Annotated in this window: 19 protein-coding genes and 1 pseudogene; 14 read left to right on the top strand and 6 right to left on the bottom strand. The window is 60.0% G+C overall.

Annotation, left to right across the window (positions count from 1 at the left end; translation table 11 throughout):
• Window positions 1-72: 72 nt before the first annotated feature.
• Entirely contained in the window at window positions 73-636 is a 564-nt protein-coding gene (gene secG, locus AC24GY_RS00815) for a preprotein translocase subunit SecG (RefSeq protein WP_487679470.1), read from the bottom strand.
• Window positions 637-794: 158 nt separating this feature from the next.
• Here secG and AC24GY_RS00810 point away from each other — a divergent pair, with 158 nt between their 5' ends.
• Genes AC24GY_RS00810 through AC24GY_RS00795 form a run of 4 tightly spaced genes read left to right on the top strand, consistent with a single transcriptional unit; the run spans window position 795 to window position 7,074 of the window.
• Window positions 795-2,939, top strand: coding sequence for a VIT and vWA domain-containing protein (locus AC24GY_RS00810; RefSeq protein WP_487679468.1), 2,145 nt, complete (start codon window positions 795-797; stop codon window positions 2,937-2,939).
• A 35-nt stretch (window positions 2,940-2,974) separates the two neighbouring features.
• Window positions 2,975-4,138 (top strand): vWA domain-containing protein, encoded by a 1,164-nt coding sequence (locus tag AC24GY_RS00805; protein ID WP_487679467.1) that lies wholly within the window; start codon window positions 2,975-2,977, stop codon window positions 4,136-4,138.
• Between the two features lie 16 nt (window positions 4,139-4,154).
• A complete protein-coding gene (locus tag AC24GY_RS00800) occupies window positions 4,155-4,841 on the top strand; it encodes a response regulator transcription factor (protein ID WP_487679465.1) in 687 nt (228 codons plus the stop codon).
• A 7-nt stretch (window positions 4,842-4,848) separates the two neighbouring features.
• Window positions 4,849-7,074 (top strand): sensor histidine kinase, encoded by a 2,226-nt coding sequence (locus AC24GY_RS00795; protein WP_487679464.1) that lies wholly within the window; start codon window positions 4,849-4,851, stop codon window positions 7,072-7,074.
• Here the strand turns inward: AC24GY_RS00795 and AC24GY_RS00790 are convergent, their stop codons facing one another.
• A complete protein-coding gene (locus AC24GY_RS00790) occupies window positions 7,075-7,515 on the bottom strand; it encodes a 3-hydroxyacyl-ACP dehydratase FabZ family protein (protein ID WP_422317359.1) in 441 nt (146 codons plus the stop codon).
• Between the two features lie 83 nt (window positions 7,516-7,598).
• Between AC24GY_RS00790 and AC24GY_RS00785 the strand changes: the two genes are divergently transcribed.
• The 3 genes from AC24GY_RS00785 to AC24GY_RS00775 are packed head-to-tail and all read left to right on the top strand — an operon-like array spanning window position 7,599 to window position 10,669.
• A complete protein-coding gene (locus AC24GY_RS00785; protein WP_487679462.1) occupies window positions 7,599-8,339 on the top strand; it encodes a lysophospholipid acyltransferase family protein in 741 nt (246 codons plus the stop codon).
• 31 nt (window positions 8,340-8,370) lie between these two features.
• Entirely contained in the window at window positions 8,371-9,741 is a 1,371-nt protein-coding gene (locus AC24GY_RS00780) for a sulfatase-like hydrolase/transferase (protein WP_487679460.1), read from the top strand.
• Window positions 9,742-9,778: 37 nt separating this feature from the next.
• The gene (locus AC24GY_RS00775) at window positions 9,779-10,669 is read left to right on the top strand and encodes an alpha/beta hydrolase (protein WP_487679458.1); all 891 of its coding nucleotides are present in this window, start codon (window positions 9,779-9,781) and stop codon (window positions 10,667-10,669) included.
• Between the two features lie 25 nt (window positions 10,670-10,694).
• On the opposite strand, the gene AC24GY_RS00770 is transcribed toward AC24GY_RS00775, so the two are convergent.
• Window positions 10,695-11,159 (bottom strand): L,D-transpeptidase family protein, encoded by a 465-nt coding sequence (locus AC24GY_RS00770; RefSeq protein WP_487679456.1) that lies wholly within the window; start codon window positions 11,157-11,159, stop codon window positions 10,695-10,697.
• Window positions 11,160-11,278: 119 nt separating this feature from the next.
• On the opposite strand from AC24GY_RS00770, the gene AC24GY_RS00765 reads away from it, so the two are divergent.
• Genes AC24GY_RS00765 through AC24GY_RS00740 form a run of 6 tightly spaced genes read left to right on the top strand, consistent with a single transcriptional unit; the run spans window position 11,279 to window position 15,055 of the window.
• Window positions 11,279-11,866: a TetR/AcrR family transcriptional regulator gene (locus AC24GY_RS00765; RefSeq protein WP_487679455.1), complete on the top strand. Its 588-nt coding sequence runs from the start codon at window positions 11,279-11,281 to the stop codon at window positions 11,864-11,866.
• Between the two features lie 55 nt (window positions 11,867-11,921).
• A complete protein-coding gene (trxA, locus tag AC24GY_RS00760) occupies window positions 11,922-12,236 on the top strand; it encodes a thioredoxin (protein WP_397381756.1) in 315 nt (104 codons plus the stop codon).
• Between the two features lie 46 nt (window positions 12,237-12,282).
• Complete coding sequence (locus AC24GY_RS00755; RefSeq protein WP_487679453.1) at window positions 12,283-12,726, top strand: DUF5069 domain-containing protein; 444 nt, start codon at window positions 12,283-12,285, stop codon at window positions 12,724-12,726.
• A gap of 11 nt (window positions 12,727-12,737) precedes the next feature.
• Complete coding sequence (locus AC24GY_RS00750; protein ID WP_487679451.1) at window positions 12,738-13,871, top strand: redoxin domain-containing protein; 1,134 nt, start codon at window positions 12,738-12,740, stop codon at window positions 13,869-13,871.
• 20 nt (window positions 13,872-13,891) lie between these two features.
• Window positions 13,892-14,653 carry a glucose 1-dehydrogenase gene (locus tag AC24GY_RS00745; RefSeq protein ID WP_487679449.1) on the top strand — a complete coding sequence of 254 codons (762 nt, stop codon included), beginning with the start codon at window positions 13,892-13,894 and terminating at the stop codon, window positions 14,651-14,653.
• Between the two features lie 12 nt (window positions 14,654-14,665).
• Window positions 14,666-15,055 (top strand): nuclear transport factor 2 family protein, encoded by a 390-nt coding sequence (locus tag AC24GY_RS00740; RefSeq protein ID WP_487679447.1) that lies wholly within the window; start codon window positions 14,666-14,668, stop codon window positions 15,053-15,055.
• Window positions 15,056-15,489: 434 nt separating this feature from the next.
• Here AC24GY_RS00740 and AC24GY_RS00735 read toward each other — a convergent pair.
• The 3 genes and pseudogenes from AC24GY_RS00735 to AC24GY_RS00725 form a co-directional block, all read right to left on the bottom strand.
• Window positions 15,490-15,990, bottom strand: a pseudogene (locus AC24GY_RS00735) (O-acetyl-ADP-ribose deacetylase); the annotation flags it as partial.
• Window positions 15,991-16,086: 96 nt separating this feature from the next.
• A complete protein-coding gene (locus AC24GY_RS00730; protein WP_487679445.1) occupies window positions 16,087-17,013 on the bottom strand; it encodes an ADP-ribosylglycohydrolase family protein in 927 nt (308 codons plus the stop codon).
• Window positions 17,010-17,699, bottom strand: a complete 690-nt coding sequence (locus AC24GY_RS00725) for an NUDIX hydrolase (RefSeq protein WP_487679443.1) — start codon at window positions 17,697-17,699, stop codon at window positions 17,010-17,012. The genes AC24GY_RS00730 and AC24GY_RS00725 overlap by 4 nt, the downstream gene beginning before the upstream one ends.
• Window positions 17,700-18,101: 402 nt before the next feature.
• On the opposite strand from AC24GY_RS00725, the gene AC24GY_RS00720 reads away from it, so the two are divergent.
• Window positions 18,102-19,127 carry an aspartate-semialdehyde dehydrogenase gene (locus AC24GY_RS00720; protein ID WP_461524809.1) on the top strand — a complete coding sequence of 342 codons (1,026 nt, stop codon included), beginning with the start codon at window positions 18,102-18,104 and terminating at the stop codon, window positions 19,125-19,127.
• The last annotated feature ends 158 nt before the right edge of the window (window positions 19,128-19,285 follow it).

The following is a 19,285-nucleotide window of genomic DNA, read 5'->3' as shown; positions in this document are numbered from 1 at the left end:
ATCCGCGCCTGAAAAAACAAAGGGCACGACTCGCGTCGTGCCCTCGGTGTGAAATTCAAAGCAAACCGTCGCTTATTTCGGCTGTGCTGCGGGAGCAGGAGCAGGCGTCGGAGCTGGCGTTGCCGCAGGAGCCGGTGCTGCCGCAGGTGCAGGAGCCGTTGTTGGGGCTGGTGCAGCCGCCTTGGGTGCTTCAGGAGCCTTGGCCGGCTCTGTCTTGGCAGGAGCAGGCACGTCTTTCTTCGCTTCAGCCTTCGGAGCCTCGGCTGCATCCTTTTTCACGGCTTCCTGGATTTTCTCCAGAATCTTGGCCTTGGCCTGCTCTTCAGCCGTAGGGGCGGCCGGGGCTGCGGCCTCGGGCTTGGCATCGCCAAAGAGAGACGGAGCCTTGCTGCCGGTCTGGTGACGGCTCACAAGCACAGCCAGGAGGATGGTCAGGGCAAAAAGAATGATGGCCAGATAGACCGTGAACTTCTGCAGCACGTTCGTCGTCTGTGCACCCCAGACCTGGCTGGCGGCGGCGTCGCCGAAGGAGGCACCGAGGCCTTCCTGACGGGGGCGCTGCATAAGCACGACGAGAATGAGCAGAAGGCAGACGATGACTTCCACTACGGTAAGAATTCCAATGAAGATGTCCATAAAAGGGGCGCGAATATGGGGGGACTTCCCAGCTTGGCAAGGGGGAGTTCCAGTTGAGCAGCCCGATTCACTCCCCTGTCCAGGGCCAGTCAGGGCGTTTTCCGCCCCTTTACAGTGCGTTTACAGACGACGCCCGCCGCCTAAACCACCATGGTGGCATGAAGACGATTCTTTATGCCTTTTTCCTCGCCACGCCCCTGATTGCGCAGGATTTCCGTGCGCGGGCCTGGATTTCCCCCAGTTCGCGCATCATTCACTCGCAGCCGGTCCAGGTGACCCAGGTGGACGCCCACATCGACATTGCGGATCAAATCGCCACGACCACCCTCGACATCGCCTTGCGCAATCCGACCGCCCGTCCGCAGGAGTCCGAACTGCTCGTCCCGGTGCCGAGCGGGGCGGTGCTGAAGGCCTTCGCCTTTGAAGGCGGCAATTCCGAGGGAACGGCCAAATTACTGCCGCGTGAGGAAGCCCGACGCATCTACGACACCATCGTGGCACAGACCCGCGATCCGGCGCTGCTGGAGTTCGTCGGCAACGCCGTCGTGAAATCCAGCGTTTTCCCGGTCCCAGCCAATGGTACGCAGAAAGTGCGGGTAACCTATGAGCAACTGCTCGAAGCCGATGGCGCGCGGCTCGACTACGTTCTGCCGCGCTCGGAAGCGGTGGAATATGCGGTGCCGTGGAAGCTCTCCATGCGCGTCAAATCCACGTCACGCATCGCTTCGCTCTACTCTGCAAGCCACGAGATCTCGGCCAAACAGCCGGATGGCAACACCGCCACCCTGTCCTGCGAGACCAAGGACCCGGGTGCTTTCCGGGTGTCTTTGCTGCGTGAAACCAAGGATGAAATGACCGCCTCACTCCTGGCCTATCCCGATCCCAAGATCGGCGGCGGCTATTTCCTGGTGATGATCGCCCCGCCGAAGCCCAAGGCAGATGCGAAACCGATCCTGCGGGAGGTCACCCTCGTCATCGACCGCAGCGGCAGCATGGCAGGCCCCAAGCTTGATCAGGTCAAAGCGGCCGCCTTGCAGGTGATCGAAGGCCTGAACGACGGCGAAGGCTTCAACCTCATCGTTTATAATGAGGCAGTTGAGATGTTTGCCGCGCAGCCGGTGATCAAAAACGCCGAGACCACCAGGCAGGCCCGCGACTACATCAGCGCGCTGCGGGTGAGCGGCGGCACGAACATCCATGACTCCGTCGTCGAGGCGCTGCGCCAGAAGCCGCTCGAAGGCATGCTGCCTATCGTTTTGTTCCTCACCGACGGTCTGCCCACCATCGGCCAGACCTCGGAAAAGGCGATCCGTGAGGCGGTGGCCAAGGGGAATCCGCACCAGCGCCGCGTGTTCACCTTCGGCGTTGGTGTGGATGTAAACACGCCACTGCTTTCCCGCATCGCCCGCGATACCCGGGGCAGCGCGGAGTTTGTGCTGCCGAAGGAGGATGTGGAGGTCAAAGTGGGCCGTGTTTTTGAACGCCTGCGCGGTCCGCTGCTCACGAAACCAGCCGTGCGGGTGGATGATCCAAGCCGTGTGAGCGATCTCATCCCCTCTCCCCTGCCCGATGTGTTTGAAGGGGAGCAGATTCTCCTGTCCGGCACCTATCGCGGCGAAGCACCGCTGCATTTCCAGCTCACCGGCGCTGGAGCCGGGGGAGAACGGAAGTTCGATTTCACCTTCAACCTCGACAAGGCCAGCACCACGAACGCCTTTGTGGCACGTCTTTGGGCCAGCAATAAAATCGCGGTGCTCAGCGAGGCGATCCGTGACCTCGGCGCCGATGGTGCAACGGGTGGAACGACTGAGCTGGTGAATGAAATCGTGCGCCTTTCAACGCAGTTCGGCATTCTCACGGAATACACCGCCTTCCTGGCTGAAGAAGGCACCTCGCTCGCCGCAGCGCCTGCCAATGCCAGCAAGGCTGCCTTCAATTACAACGACAGGGCGATGAAGATTCGCAGCGGCGCTGCCTCGGTCTCTCAGGAGGGCAACTTGAAGAAAGCCGTGGAATCCAAGCAGCTCAACGTCCGCAATCGCTTCCTCGATGACAAGATGCAGGCCATCGAGATCACCAGCGTGCAGCAGTGCCAGGCCGGAGCCCTCTTTAACAAAGGCAACCGCTGGACCGACGCCAGCGCCGCCAAGGCTGAACGTGCACCCGATCGCACCATCGAGATTGGGAGCCCTGAGTTTGGCCGTCTGGTCGATGAACTCGCCGCCGACAACCGCCAGAGCCTGCTGGCCCTGCGTGGCGAGCTGCTGCTGCAGCATCGCGGCCAGCTGGTCCTCATTCGCTGAGAATTTCTCCCGTCAACTCATCCACAAACACATCCATGAAAACGCAATCCATCCTCATCGCCACGGCCTTGTCCGCGTGCCTCGCCATCGCCAAAGATGCACAACCACCCGCCCCCGTGGCAGAGATCACCAAGGTCGAAACAACCGCCGCTGACACCCCGCTGGTGCAAATCGCCGTGCTGCTGGACACCAGCGGCAGCATGAGCGGCCTGATCGAACAGGCGAAGACCCAGCTTTGGAAGCTGGTGAACGAATTCATCACCGCGAAGCAGGACGGCAAAACGCCCATCGTGCAGGTGGCGCTGTATGAATATGGCAAATCATCACTGCGGGCGGAAGAGAACTGGATTCGCCAGATCCAGCCGCTCACCCGCGATCTGGACAAAGTGTCCGAAGAACTCTTCGCCCTGACGACGAACGGTGGTGACGAATACTGCGGCGCAGTGATTGAGCGGGCGACGAAAGACCTCGTCTGGGATGCGAATCCGAAAGTGTACAAGGCGATCTTCATCGCCGGCAACGAACCTTTCACCCAGGGTCCCATCGATTCCAAAAAAAGCTGCCAGAACGCCATCGCGAAGGGCATCATCGTGAACACGATCCATTGCGGCAGCGAGTCCCAGGGCATCGCCGAGCATTGGAACCAGGGCGCTCTGCTCGCAGACGGAAAATACCTCGTGATCGACCAGAACCAGGCCATCGTTCACATCGAGGCACCGCAGGACAAGGAGATTGTGAAACTCAATGAACAGTTGAACAGCACCTACATCAATTATGGAAAGGAAGCACCGATGGCCAAGGCGCGACAGGTCGCCCAGGATGACAACGCCGCCGCCAAGGCCCAATCCGGCGCCCAAGTGCAGCGCATCGTCAGCAAGGCCAGCGCAAACTACTGCAACACCGGCTGGGATCTCGTCGATGCCTGCAAGCAGAAGGACTTCGACATCACGAAGATCAAAGAGGCCGATCTGCCCGAGGAGATGAAGAAGATGACCGCCGAAGAACGCAAGGCCTACCTTGAGAAGAAAATCGCCGAACGTGCTCAGATCCAGAAGCAGGTGCTGGCACTGAACAAGGAACGCGAGGCCTACGTGGCAACGCAGCGCAAAGAGTCCGCCAAGACCGACACGCTCGACACTGCCATGACGAAGGCCCTGCGGTCCCAGGCGGAGAAAAAAGGCATCGCGTGGGAGAAATGAACCTTTAAACTTCGCCATGCCTGCCACCATCCTTGTTGTTGAAGACGACGCCGCGATCCGCCGCGGCGTCCTGGATGCGCTCAAGTTCGCCGGTCATACGACACTGGAGGCAAGCGATGGTGAGAAGGGCATGAAGCTGGCCCTGAGTTCGACCTTCGACCTCATGCTGCTGGATCTGGTGCTGCCCCATGCGAGCGGCTTTGACATCCTGAAAGCCCTGCGCCGCGAACGGCCCGGCACACCGGTGATCATCCTCTCGGCCCGTGGTGAAGAGAATGACCGTGTGCGCGGCCTCCGGCTGGGTGCGGATGATTACGTGGTGAAGCCGTTCAGCGTGCGGGAACTGCTCGCCCGCGTGGAGGCGGTGCTGCGCCGTGCTCCCGAACGCCAGCCCGTGAGTGAAACGCTCACGCTCACCGCAGCGACGATCGATTTCGGGCAGAGCGTGGCCCGTTTTGAGAATGGCGAGAGCGCCGATCTGTCCGAACGCGAGCGTGATGTGCTGCGCTACCTTGCACTGAATCGCGGCAGGCCCGTTTCACGGGAGGAGCTTCTGCAACGCGTCTGGCACATCGAGAACCAGCAGACGGAAACACGCACCGTGGACATGCACATTGCAAATCTGCGCCACAAACTGCGAGATGACGCCGAGTCGCCGCGTCTGATCGTCACCATACGCGGGAAAGGCTACCAACTCACCTGATTCCCCCATGCGCAAACCGCTGCACATCTGGATCACTTTCATCGCCTGCCTCGGGCTGCTGCTCACGGCGATGGCGTGGGTGAGCTGGCACACGCTGGCTCTGGAGCGTGAGCGTGAAACGGCGGCGCGTGAGGCAGACCAGCAGGAGCGCGTACGGCTGGCGTTGTGGCGGCTCGATTTCCAGGCAAGTGCGCTCATGATCCGCGAGAATGCGCGACCGCCCTATGATTTTCGGCCGTTTCATTCGCCGGAAGGTCTGATCAACAAAGCCTACGACAATGTGGCGAAGGGCGAGGTGCTGGTGCCATCGCCGCTTCTCGCCGAGGTGCCGGAGCATGTGCTGCTGTATTTTCAGATGGACACGCGCGGTCAGGTTTTGTCCCCGCAGGTGCCGCAAAACAACGAGCGCACCCTGGCGCTGGCGCAGTTCATCAATGCGGATGACCTGACTCGCAGCGAGCAACGATTGAGCGGATTGCGCGAACTGCTCGCCAAGCCGGTGCAGGTGATCACGCCGCCGCAACAACGCGAGTCCTCGGCCTGGAACAACGGACGCGCTGCCCCCATGGCCCCTGCCGCGGCAACCCCGCTCAATCGCCAGCTGCTTGCCGAAATGGCCTGCGTGGCCCGCTTTGACATCGATGATTCCAAGGCGGCTGAAGCCAATGATGCCAATCTTCCACGCAATCCGGCCTGGAACACCCAGCAGGGCCAGGTGGCGTCCCAGCAGTTGATGCTGAACAGCACGGAAAACTATTCGCGTAATCGTGCAGTCAACCTGCAGGCCGAGGAGGCGATCAAACAGCAGCCGCAGATCAAGATGAAGCAAGGTGCCGGTACACTTGTTCTTTCCAACGAAAAGGAGGCCGAGACCAAGCCAGCAGCAGCGAAGGCTTTGAAAAAAGAATCCGTGAAACCGTCGATCAGCAGCAATGGATCCAGCTTCGCTGCTTCGTCAGATGCGGCTGCAAAGTCGATGGATGACAAGCAAATGGCGGCTCGGCAGCAACCCCAGGATCTGGCCCCTGCGGCGGCTCCAGCACCGATGCCGTTGGAGCCGAAAGCGGATGGTGCGGCCCGAGCATTGGGCAAAGAGTCCCCCGCTGCTCCAGCCGTTCCTTCCGCTGTGCAGCCTCCACTCAAAAACATCGCGACCGCGAACAGTTCGCGGCCTTTTCAGGGCGTGTGGATCGGCAGCAACCTCATGCTGACCCGCGAAGCCTTCGTGGATGGTGTGCGCATGGTTCAGGGCGTGTGGCTGGACTGGCCTGCTCTGCGCGAATCTCTGCTGCGGGAGATCACCGATCTGTTTCCGGATGCGAAGCTGGAGCCAGCGGCGAACGCCACCGCAGGAACACGCCCGAATGACGATCCGCTGCGCTTTGCGGCGCTGCCGGTGCGACTGATGCCAGGAGCCATCCAGCTGCCGCCGCTGCCGTTCTGGACTCCGCTGCGCAGGTCTCTAGGCATCGCCCTTGCATGTGTCCTGCTGGCGGCCGCGGCGGTGGGGCTGGTGCTCTTCGGCACGGTGGCGCTGAGTGAGCGCCGCGCGGACTTCGTTTCCGCCGTGACGCATGAGCTGCGCACGCCGCTGACGACGTTTCGCCTCTACTCCGAGATGCTAGCAGACGGCATGGTGACCGATGAGGCGCAGCGAAAGACCTATCTGGACACCTTGACCGGAGAAGCGAGCCGGCTGAGCCATCTCGTCGAAAACGTGCTCGCTTATGCCCGGCTTGAGCGTGGCAGTGCGAAGGCGCGAGCCGAAAACATCACGATCGGCGAGCTGCTGGACCGCATCCAGCCAAGGCTGCAGCAGCGTGCAAATGACTGCGGCATGACGGTGCAGGTGCAAGCCTCGGAAACGGACCGCAAAACGGAGCTGCACGTGGACGCGGCGGCGGTGGAGCAGATTCTTTTTAACCTCGTGGACAACGCCTGCAAATACGCCGCCCCACGAGCGGCGCATCCGGTGATCCACGTGGAGGCGGACACGAGCGGCAAGTTTGCCATGCTACGCGTGCGTGACCACGGCGGCGGCATCTCCCGCAGCGAGCAGCGGCGGATTTTCCACCCCTTTCACAAAAGCGCCGATCAGGCGGCGCATTCGGCACCCGGGGTCGGGCTGGGACTCGCCCTGTGCCGCAGGCTGGCCACCGCGCTGGGGGGAGCGATCACGCTGGATGCCAGCCACAAGGACGGCGCGTGTTTCATGCTGCGCCTGCCGAAGTAGTCAGCGCTCTCCTGCCAAGGTGACAGACCCCGTGAGGATGACATTGCCCGCATCATCACGGATTTCGCCACTGACCTGCCCGAGATTGTCCAGCATGCCCTGCAACGCGCCACTGAGGTGGAGTGACTGCCCGGGTGTGATACTGCCGAGGATTTTGATCTGGCGCACTGCGGTGAGGCGCATGTTTTTGAGCGGGGCTTCGCCCGGTCGTGTTTGAATGAGAATGCCACCCAACTGGGCCAGGGCCTCGATCATCAACACGCCGGGCATGAGCGGGGATCCGGGAAAATGGCCGCGGAGAAACTCCTCATCCCCCTTGAGCTTCCACACCGCTGTGGCGGAGGTGCCGGGAATCAGCTCTACAAGCTCGTCAATAAAACGAAACTCAGAACCGTGCGGAAGGGAGGAAAGCGCTTGAATTAGGTCGGCAGAAGATGGCATGCTGCGGTCTTATTCACGATTCACTCACAGAGCAAACAACAAGATGCGCGTCTGCGCCGACGTTCTGCCGTGTGCTCATCCATGTGTGGCACGTCGTTGTGCTGCTGCTGAGCATGATCTACTGGGCCATCGGGGGCTTGTTGTTTGTGCTGGCAGGTGCTGTTCTGGTGCCGGTTCTTCCCGTGGAAAAATCCCGCTCCCTGGGCCAGTGGCTGCTGAGTGTGGCCTTTCGCCTTTTCCTCACATTCCTGCGCGTGTGCGGTGTGTATGAGTGCGAATACATCGGTTTCGATGCGCTGAAGGATGTCAAAGGCGGGCTGATCATCGCGCCCAATCATCCGGCGCTTTGGGATGCAGTCTTCATTCTGTCCAAAATCCACGGCCTGCGCTGCATTTTGAAGGCGTCATTGATGCACAACCCGTTTCTACGTGGCGCAGCCAAGCTGGCGGGCTTTATCCCCAACAAGCCCGCGCATAAAATGCTGCAGAATTCCATCGAAGCGCTGCGCCAGGGCGACCGGCTGCTGTTTTTCCCGGAAGGAACGCGCACGCGGAAGCTGGAAAACTGCATCAACACGCTTCAGGGCGGTTTGGGCATCATCGCCACGCAGTCGAGCGCTCCGGTGTGGCCGGTGTTCATCGAAACCAACAGTGACTACCTTTCCAAGGGCTGGCCGCTGTGGCATCTGCCAGATAAAAAGATCCGCATGCGCATCACGCTGGGGGAGCCGCTGGCCAGCCCGCCGGATGAAAGTGCGGCGGAGTTCACCAAGCGCCTGCACGAGGTGTTTCTGGCAGCGCTGGGCCACCGGCCGAATGCTTGATGGGCGGGATGATTTGCAGCGTTATTCTTGAATGCGCACGCTGCTTCTTTTTTTCATAGTCGGCACCAGCCTCCACGCTGCGCCGAACATTCTCCTCATCGTCGCCGATGATCAGCGGCCGGACACGATTCATGCGCTGGGGAATGCCGTGATCGACACACCGAATCTGGACCGCCTCGTCGCCCGCGGCACTTCATTCTCCCGTGCCTATGCGGGCTACCCCATCTGCCATGTGAGCCGTGCGCAGATCCTCACGGGCAACCCCGCTTTCAAAGCGCTGCCGAAGTATCCTGGCGGTGCGATTGATCCCCGCCTGGCCACGCTCGGCGGGACGCTGCAAAAAGCGGGCTATCACACCTGCTATGCGGGCAAATGGCACAACGATGGCCACCCAACGCAGCGAGGCTACACCACCACCAGCGGGCTTTATTCCAGCGGCGGTGGCAAGGGTGTCACGCAACCGGACATGGATGATCGTGGTCGGCCGCTCACGGGGTATCGCGGCTGGACCTTCAAGGATGAAAACAACCAGGCAGAACTCGGCAAAGGCGTGGGACTCCAGTCCGACAACAGCCGGCACATCGCTGATGGGGCGATTCATGGGATTCAAACGGCCCCGAAGGACAAGCCGCTTTTCCTGCATGTGAATTTTGCTTTTCCTCACGACCCACGCCAGTGGCCGGCGGGCATGAAGGACCGCTATGACGCGGCGAAAATGCCGCTGCCAGCCAACTTTGCGCCGAAGCATCCGTTTGACCATGGTAACATCGACGGACGCGATGAACTGCTGCTGAAGACGCCGCGCATCGAAAGCGAGGTGCGCGAGGAACTGGCCATCTACCATGCCATGATCACGGATCTGGATGCGCAGCTGGGCCGCATTCTGAATGCGCTGCCAGCGGCTGATGAAACGATCATTATTTTCACGAGCGACCAGGGCCTTGCGCTGGGCAGCCACGGACTGCTGGGCAAACAAAACGAATATGAGCACAGCATCCGCAGCCCGCTGATCATCTGCGGTCCTGGGCTGCCGAAGAATGAGCGCAGTGCTGCACTGGTGAACCTGAACGATCTTTTCCCCACGCTGTGTGATCTCGTGGGCACCGCGGTTCCTGGCACTGTGCAGTCAAAGAGTCTGGCACCGTTGCTGCGGCATCAAGCCGAGCGCGCGCATGATTTTGTCACCGGTGTTTTTACGGATACCCAGCGCATGATCTGCGATGAGCGCTGGAAGTTTGTGATGTACCCGAAGGCAGGACGAGAGCAGCTCTTTGATTTGAAGAGCGATCCGGACGAGATGCATGATCTGAGCGGAGAGCCGGTGCATCGCTCAATGAAAGAGGAACTCGCCGCGAAGCTGCAAACCTGGCGGCAGCAGAACGGTGACCCAAACCTTGAGTGAAATGGCTGCGCCTTTTTGGCCGTTCAAGCCACCTGCCATGAAACACCTCTGCGTCGCGATCCTTTTTGCCATCTCCTTCCTGCAAGCCCAAAGCCCTGCTTCGACGGAAAAGCCCGCCGCCAAGCCGAAAACGCCTGATGCGGTGGATGAGATGGCCGCCGTGCTGAAACCCACGCGAATCGTGCCGTACAAGAAGATCGCTGACAAAGAGCTGCAACTGCATGTTTTTGAGCCGGAAGGTTTCAAGGCTGGCGACAAGCGCGCCTGCTACCTGATCATTCATGGCGGCGGCTGGACGGGCGGCACACCGCAGCGCATGTACCCCTTCGCGGCGCATTCTGCGAAGCTCGGACTGGTGGGGATCAGCATGCAGTACCGCCTGCACAGCACGAAAACCGGCGTCAGCGTCTTTGACTGCGTGAAGGATGCCCGGTCTGCTGTGCGCTACATCCGCGGGCATGCAACGGAGCTGGGCATTGATCCGCAAAAAATCATCGTCAGCGGTGGATCAGCCGGTGGTCATCTGGCCGCCGCCACCGCTCTTTTTGACCCTGTGAATGAAGACAGCGACGACCTCAAAATTTCCCCGATCCCCAACGCCCTGGTGCTGCTCTTTCCCGTCATCGACACCTCCAAGAAGGGCTACGGGAATGCGAAAATGGGTGAGCGCTGGCAGGAACTGTCCCCGGTGCACCACGTCCGCCCGGGCGTGCCTCCAACGATCATCTTCCACGGCACCGGTGACACTGTCACGCCCTTTGCAGGTGCCAAGGCTTTCCAAGAGGCCATGCTGAAGGCAGGCAACCGCTGTGAACTCGACATCAATGAAGGCGGAGTGCACGGCTATCTCATGCGCAACAAAGCCCTCTATGAGGACACCCTGCAGAAGACGGATGTCTTTTTGAAGTTACTGGGGCTGCTCAAATGAGGTGCTACAACGGGGAGCCCGGGGCTCATTCCTCGATCCATACCGGCGTCCCCGTCGGCACGAGATCAAACAGCTCGATCATTTCGCGATTGCGCAGGCGCACGCAGCCGTGGCTGGCAGGGCGGCCGATGCTGTTTTCATCGTTGGTGCCGTGAATGTAGATGTAGCGCTGGTAGGTGTTCTCATTGCGCGGCTCCGTGCCATGCAGCCAGAGGATGCGCGTGAGGACAAGATCGGACTTTGTTTCCATGCCAGGGGTCCAGCGACCAACGGGCTGGCGTGACTTGAAAATGGTGCCGCTCTCCGCGCCGTCGCCGTGCTTTTCCTTTACCACAAAGCGGCCCAGCGGCGTCTTGTTGCTGCCTTCGGTGAAGCCGATGCCAAATTTAGACGTGCTGCACGGCCACTCGCGCACCAGGCGCCTGTCATCAAACAAACGCAGCCGCTGCATGCCGATGCTGACTTCGAGGTGGGGGTGGGTGAGGCTCATGGGTATGGAATGATCGATGGCGTGCAGGAACTGCGTTTCATAGCATCTGCGGACGGAATTGCATGATTCAAAAATTACGTTTGACGGATTAGACTGATCGGTCTATTAATTCATCTATCATGAGCGACCGGACGACCAAAGAACGCATTCTCGACGCAGCTGAAGGGCTGATGCTTGAGAAGAGCTTTCACTCGGTCGGCCTGACGGAAATCCTTGAGGCCGTGAAGGTGCCCAAGGGTTCGTTCTATCACCATTTCAAATCCAAGGAACAGTTTGGCGTGGAAATGCTGAAGCATTACGTGGCCGATGCCACGGCCTACAAGAAGCAGATGCTGCTCTCCGACACGCCTGAGCCAGACCCGCTGAAGCGCCTGCTCAGCTTTTGCGAAGGCACGATCTGTCGTGTGCTGGAAACGAAGGGGAAGTGCCCCTGTCTGGTGCTCAAGCTGGCGGCTGAAGTCGCTGACATGAGTGAAGCGATGCGCGAGGTGCTTGCGGCTGGAAATCGCGAGGCGATCGCCATTCTGGAGCAGGTGCTGCAGGAAGGCCTGGACAAGAAGAAGATCGCCAAAACCGTGCGCCCTGCTGAAGCGGCTGTGATCATTCATGACCTGTGGAATGGAGCCATGCAGCGCTCCGCCATCTGCCGTGACGCGACCCCTCCACGCGAAGCGCTGAACTTCATTCGCACGCTGCTCACCCCCTGATTTTCTTTTCACCCCACTATAAACCGACCGGTCTATTCTTATCCAACCCACTCCTATGAAACCCATCGCCCTCACTACTGAAACCTTCGACACCACCCTCGCCAACACTGACCAGCCCGTCCTCGTGGACTTCTGGGCTGAGTGGTGCGGCCCATGCAAAATGATGTCGCCCATCCTCGACCAACTGGCCACTGAACAGGCCGGGCGAGCCACGATCGCCAAGGTGGATGTGGACGCCTTCCCCGACCTGCAAGCTCGCTTTGGCATCCGCGCCATTCCCACGCTCATCGTCTTCAAAAACGGCCAACCCGTGAACACGATCACCGGCGTGAAGAGCAAAGGCTTCCTCGAGGCCGCACTGGCCGCGTGATTTCCCCCTCTCCCCAAAACCAACGCCAAAAACAACCCCCAAGTCCATGTCCATCGACCTCACTCAACGTCCCCCACGCAGCCCACGCGTCCGCCTTGGCGGCTATGTTTTGCTCCCACGCCTGCTCGACAAATGCCGGGCTGAAATCGCAGGCAAGAACGGCGAGTATCATTACAACTGCCCGCTGGATCAGCGCTTCCTGAGCTTCACCGGCATCGACCACGAAGCCCTGAAAGCCGAAGCGGCCAAGGGACTGGGCGACGCCGACATGTTTGCCTGGATCGAAAAGAGCGCGCTGCACAAACGCAGCGACTACGAGATCGCCCACTGGAGCGAATACCGTGAAGCTGCCGTGCCTGCTGACAATGAAAGCCGCGAGTACATCAGCGCGCAGATCGCCAAGGCGGGAGGCTCTGCACGTGAAGACATCGGCACGTGGTTCGATTTCCTCGATTTCGACGACCACGTCTCATTCGGCGGCAAAGCCTGACCCACGCACGCATGAAATACACTTCACTCTTCTGGGGCGCGCTGGCCGTGCTCAATACAGCCGGATTGGCTGAGGACTCACTGCGCGAGCAATTGCACACGAAGCAGGCGGAATTTTCCACCAAGGCCCCGGCCGAGGTCAAAACCGCCTACGCAGCCGGCATTCAGGCTGTAGCCGATTCCGGTATTCTGAAGTCTGCCAAACAAGCGGGTGAGCGTGCGCCGGATTTTACTCTGCGCAATGCCACGGGAAAGGACATCACACTGAGTTCCCTGCTCAAGCAGGGGCCGGTGGTGCTGACGTGGTATCGCGGCGGATGGTGCCCTTACTGCAATCTCTCGCTGCGCGCTTTGCAGCAGGTGCTGCCGGAACTGCAGGCGGCTGACGCGCAACTGGTGGCCCTCACGCCCGAGCTGCCGGACAAATCCGCCACGACGCAGGAGAAGAACGCGCTACAGTTTCAGGTTCTCACGGATTTGAATCACAGTGTCGCCAAAAATTACGGTGTCGCGTTCAAGCTGACGGCGAACGTGCGTGACCTCTACAAGAAGCATTTTGATCTGCTCGAATACAATGGTGCGGAGGCTGGCGATGACACGCTGCCCCTTGCAGCCACCTACATCATTGATCGCGACGGCACCATTCGTTACGCCTTCCTTGATGCTGATTATCGGAAGCGGGCCGAACCTGCGGAACTGGTTTCCTTTGTGAAACAACTGCTGCCGCAGCAGGGCGATGCCGAGGCGGTGGCATTGCTGAAGCGCTTCTGGCTGCGTGTGTGGAATCCGCCGCATGATCTCGGCGCGGTGGATGAGCTTGTTTCGGAAGATTTTGTTCTTACCAATCCCAGCGGTGACACGGTGGGCAGGGATGCCTTCAAAGCCTGGCTGCGCGAGTTTCAGACCAAGCTGGGGGATGCGCGGCTCATGCCCATGGAGACCTTTGCGAACGCTGATGGCACTCGTGTCGTTTCACGCTGGCAGGCCACGGGCATCAATCACGGTGTGCTCGGCACGCCTGATGACGGGCAGCCCGTCGAATTTTCCGGTATCGCCATCTGGGAGATCCGTGATGGCAAACTCACGCACAACTGGGTGGAACGCTCCGCCTGGGAACTGCACCGGAAACTCACTGGCAAACCCTGAACTCACAAGACCCCACTCCCATGCAAACCACATTCCAAAACAAAGTCGTCCTCATCACCGGAGCCACCAGCGGCATCGGCAAAGTCAGTGCTCTCGCCTTCGCCAAAGCCGGGGCGAAAGTCGTCGTCAGCGGCAGGCGTGAAGCCGAAGGTCAGGCCGTCGTGGCTGAAATCAAAGCCGCGGGTGATGAAGCCACCTTTGTGAAAGCGGACGTCGCCGTGGAGGCTGATGTGGCGGCGCTCGTGGCCAAGACAGTGGCGACGTATGGCCGACTCGACGTCGCTTTTAATAACGCGGGCGTTGAACTTACCGGCACCATTGTGGATGCCACCGAGGCCGACTACCGCCGCGTCTTTGACATCAATGTCTGGGGTGTGCTCACCTCCATGAAGCATGAAATTCCCGTCATGCTCAAGCAGGGCGTAGGTGTCATCATCAACACCAGCAGCGTGGCAGGACATGTGGGAATGGCAGGTGCGAGCATCTACGTGGCCAGCAAGCATGCGGTGGAAGGCCTCACGAAAGCGGCGGCGCTGGAATATGCCAAACTGGGCATCCGAGTGAACGCCGTGGCACCTGCTGCGATCGAGACGGACATGATGAACCGCTTTACGGGTGGTGGAAATGAAGAGGCACTCAGCTACATGCGGTCTCTGCATCCCGTGGGCCGTTTGGGGCGCTCCGAGGAGATCGCCAACCCGGTGCTCTTCCTCGCCAGCGATGCGGCTTCCTTCATCACCGGTGCCTCGCTCAATGTGGACGGTGGCCTGCTTGCGCAGTAACAATAACGCGTCATGACCCCGCTCGAAACCATCCGTGAAATGTATCGCGCCATGCGCGCGGGAGATGATGCTGCCTTCACCGCGCTCTGCACCGACGACCTCGTCTGGCAGCAGAGCGCGGGTTTTCCCGGCGGCTCCATCTGGCATGGTGCCGCCGCAGTTATTGAGAATGTTTTCCGCGCCAACGCCAAACGCTGGACCGGCTTCGCTTTCACGGATGAAGAGATGTTCGCCACCGGTGACCGAGTCGTCGTCCTCGGATATTACAGCGGCACCTCTCCCGCCACTGGCAAAGCCATGCGCGCCGCCGTTGCCCACGTCTATGATTTGAGAGACGGCCGGATCGCGCGCTTTCGCATGTTTGCTGATACGCAGCCGATGTGGGAGGCGATGGCTGAGTAAACTGCGTCCGCCGTGTCCGACTTCACAGGCGAGCCGCGAGGTACTCTTTGAGGCGGGGGTTCACCCTTTCAGCAAAGATGCCATGATACCATGGCGAACGGATCTGCCACATGATGACCAGCACGGTAAACGGCAGCTGATACAGCATGGGCGAAAGACTGTCCTGTTCGCCTAAAACAAAATGCGCTGCGACATTGAGTATGAATACCAAGGCCCACAGCAGTTCCAGGCGTCGCCATACGAGGAAGACATTGCAGAAGAGGAAGAAGTGCCCGAGTGCCGCGGGAACGATCCACCAGAGTGGAAATGACTGGCTCCGTAGCCACCATGACAAGACCGCACCGACGATGAGAATTACCGCATCGAGCCATGACAGGCGGAAACCGCTTGTCCGGCTCGTGGATGGAGTGGAATTCATAGAAGGAATGATATTGGATCAGCGCCTCATAGCGCTGCCGATCTGCCGCCGCGAAGCAGCAGAAGATGATCTGTTTCAGAGAAGATGGTTTGCTGATGAATTCGCGTACCGCTTCCACGGCGATCTTCGCCGCCTGATCAGGTGGAAAGCAGTAAACGCCGGTGGAGATGCAGGGAAAAGCGATGCTTGTCAGCCCGTGCTCTGCGGCGATGCGCAGGGAGTTGGCATAGCAGGAGCGCAGTTTCTCGCTCTCTCCATTTTTTCCGCCATTCCAGACGGGGCCGACGGTGTGGATGATGTGACGGGCTTTGAGGTTATAGCCTCGGGTGATTTTGGCCTCGCCGGTGCGGCAGCCATTGAGCATGCGGCATTCGGCCAGCAGCTCTTTGCCTGCGGCGCGATGAATGGCACCGTCCACGCCGCCACCGCCGAGGAGGGAGGAGTTGGCGGCATTGACGATGGCATCCACTTCGAGGGTAGTGATGTCGGCCTTGAGGGCTGTGAGGATGGCATTCATGAAAATTGGATGAAGCTGGTCGGCACATGTTCCACGAGCCAGACGCGGTTGGTGCTGAGGTAAAAGGTGTGGCCTGCTTGAAGCATTCGGCTGGGTTCATTTGAATTCTAAATCGAGAGGCTCGCGAGCTTTTAGCCAGAGCGGAGGAATTCCTTCACGCCCGACTCGCAGAGCGACGATTCCTCCGACGATTGCGCAGTTGGTATCACAGTCGCCATCACCCTCGAGCGTGGTGATCAAGGCTTCGTGATAGTTGTCGAGATGGCGAAGCGCACACCAGATAGAGAAAGGTACGGTATCGGGTGCAGTGACAAGAAAACCAGATCCAAGAATCCGCGCGGCATTTTCGGCTGACATTTCCAGCGGCACGAGTCGTGCCTTTCGAAGGCCTTCGTGGGTTTCTCCAGTGGGTGTGAGTTCCAAGACCTTCTGCCAGATGGCTTTGCGGGCATTTTCCAGAGGAAGCATTCTGGTATTCCATGCCATCGCGGCCGCCAATGACACCGCGACGCTGCCCGCAATCCCTTCTGCATGAGCATGTGTCACAATGGATGATTGCCAGCTTTCGGTGACGACTTTCGCCAGACTATCAGCGAACCAAGCACCCAGAGGTGCTGAGCGCATGGCGCTGCCATTGCCCTTAGAGCCACGCCCGCTGAACGCCGCAATCGAAGTTTCCCGCCAGTTCGCTCCGCTCGCAATCTCTTCCAACTGCATCCGTGCGCCCTTGCCATAGCCGCGGCCGGGATCAGCCTGATAGCGCCTGACGAAGCGCGAGGCCAGCGAGTCAGTCGCGATTTGACCATGGTCCACCATCTCCTCAACGATGGCCATGGCCATCTGCGTATCATCCGTGTGCCACCACGGGCCGGAAGGGAGACCATCACGCTCAAAGACGCTTCTGGCACTGCGAGCACACGTCGAAAGCATTTGCCCGAAGGCATCTCCTACAGACAAGCCATCGAGGGATAACAATGCGCGGTCGCAAAGTGTTGTTGATGGTGTTGAATTTTCTGTGCTCATATCTCGAAAAGGAATCCCTTTTTTTTCAGGCGCTCATATTTCGCGGGATCGAAGCGGAAGAGTTGGGCGGGGCGGTGGGGGCCTTCGCGGTGTTGTTCTTTGAGGGGGATGAGGAGGTCGTAGCTGAGGACTTTTTTGCGGAAGTTGCGCTTGTCGATCTCGGTGCCGAGGACGCTTTCGTAGAGGCGCTGGAGCTGGGTGAGGGTGAACTTGGGAGGGAGGAGCTCGAAGCCGACGGGCTGGTAGGTGAGCTTGCCGCGGAGGCGGGCGAGGGCTGCGGCGAAGATTTCGGCGTGGTCGAATGCGAGCGGGGGGATGTCTGTGACGGGGAACCAGCGGGCCTCGGCGGCATCTGTGGAGGCGGCGGTGGTGTGGTCGGCGGGTTTGGTTAAGGCGTAGTAAGCGACGCTGACGACGCGCTCGCGGGGGTCGCGGTTGACGGTGCCGAAGGTGTAGAGCTGCTCGAGGAAGAGGTCTTTGAGGCCGGTTTCCTCCTCGAGCTCACGGCGGGCGGCGTCATCGAGGGTCTCTTCGACACGGACGAAACCGCCGGGGAGGGCCCAGTGGTCTTTGAAGGGGGCGAGGCCGCGGCGGATGAGGAGAACCTGGAGAGCGCCGCCGTCAAAACCGAAGACGACGCAGTCCACGGTGAGGGCGGCTCTTGGGTATTCGTAGGTGTGTTTCACACACGAAGTAATGTGTATTTTTCACACGAAGTCAAGACGGGTGTTTTTGGGAGAGGTGGATTGAGGACGGATCAGAGCGGGCTCAACAGGCTGTGGATTTCGGGTGGTCTGGGACGTTTGTCCGGAACCGGCTGAAGCCGGGACTACAATACGAAGAGCCCGGCCCCGGACGGGCTGCAATGGAGCGAACCCCGAACTACGTGCGGGGACGCTGCCCCAGAGGGCGGAAGGATCGAGGACGAGGATGATTCGGGGCAGTCCCGGGAGGAGGAGTATGAGTAAGAGGAGGAGGAAGATTGGGGAAAGCCGCGCCTCCTCCACTGTTTACCCGCCCTTGCATCCGGCGGGTGAGGCCTTACTATCGCGGCCCCTTTTGAACCAACCCCTCGTTAGTAGAATACCATGAGCACCCTGAAGAATGTCGCCATCGTCGGAGCCACAGGCGCTGTGGGCGCGGAGATGATCCGCTGCCTGGAAGAGCGCAAGTTTCCCGTCGGCCAGCTTACCCTCCTTGCCTCCGCACGCAGCGCGGGGAAGAAGCTGAAGTTCAAGGGCGAGGACATCACCATTCAGGAGCTGACGCCGGATTCCTTCAAGGGGATCGACATCGCGTTGTTCAGCGCAGGTGGCGGTATCTCGCGTGACTTTGCCCCGCATGCGGTGAAAGCCGGTGCGGTGGTTGTGGACAATTCCTCCTTCTTCCGCCAGGACCCGAACGTCCCGCTGGTGGTGCCGGAAATCAATGCAGCGGATGTGAAGAGCCACAAGGGCATCATCGCCAATCCGAACTGCACGACGGCAATCTCGCTGATGGCGCTGTATCCGCTGCACCAGGCGTTTGGTGTGAAGCGCATCTTTGCCTCCAGCTACCAGGCGGTGTCCGGCACGGGAGCTCAGGCGATCGAAGAACTGGCGAACCAGTCCCGCGAATGGGCCAGTGAGAACCGCGCGTGGGATGCTGCCAAGCTGGACAGCAAGCCTCACGTGTATCCGCACCAGATCGCCTTCAATGCGATCCCGCATGTGGATTCCTTCCTGGATTCTGGTTACACCAAAGAAGAGATGAAGATGGAGAACGAGGGCCGCAAGATCATGCACCACGACAAGTTCCGTGCGTCTGTGACCTGCGTGCGCATCCCGGTCTTCCGTGCGCATAGCATCGCCATCAGCGCGGAGTTTGAGAAGCCTGTGACGGTGGAAGCGGCACGTGAAGTCTTGTCCAAAGCCCCCGGGCTGGATGTGCTGGATGATCCTGCCGCGAAGCAGTATCCGCTGGCGCTCGACATCGCGGGCCGGGACAACTGCGCCGTGGGCCGCATCCGCATGGACTGCGCGCTGGACAATGGCCTGGCCTTCTGGGTCGTAGGCGACCAGTTGCTCAAAGGGGCGGCGCTGAACGCGGTGCAGATCGCGGAGTGCCTGCTGTAATCAGACTGACCAAACCAAGGATTCAACCAAGGGCGGGGCCGATGAGGTCCCGCCTTTTTTGTGTGGGTATGTCAGCCCGGGCTTGAAACGGTTTTTTTCGGGTTTGGGCCGCCGATTAAGAGTCTTACAATTTCCTTACAACGTACTCACAAGCCGCT

The organism is Prosthecobacter sp. Pr1 (genome assembly GCF_057652315.1).
This window is presented reverse-complemented; position numbering and strand designations above follow the sequence as displayed.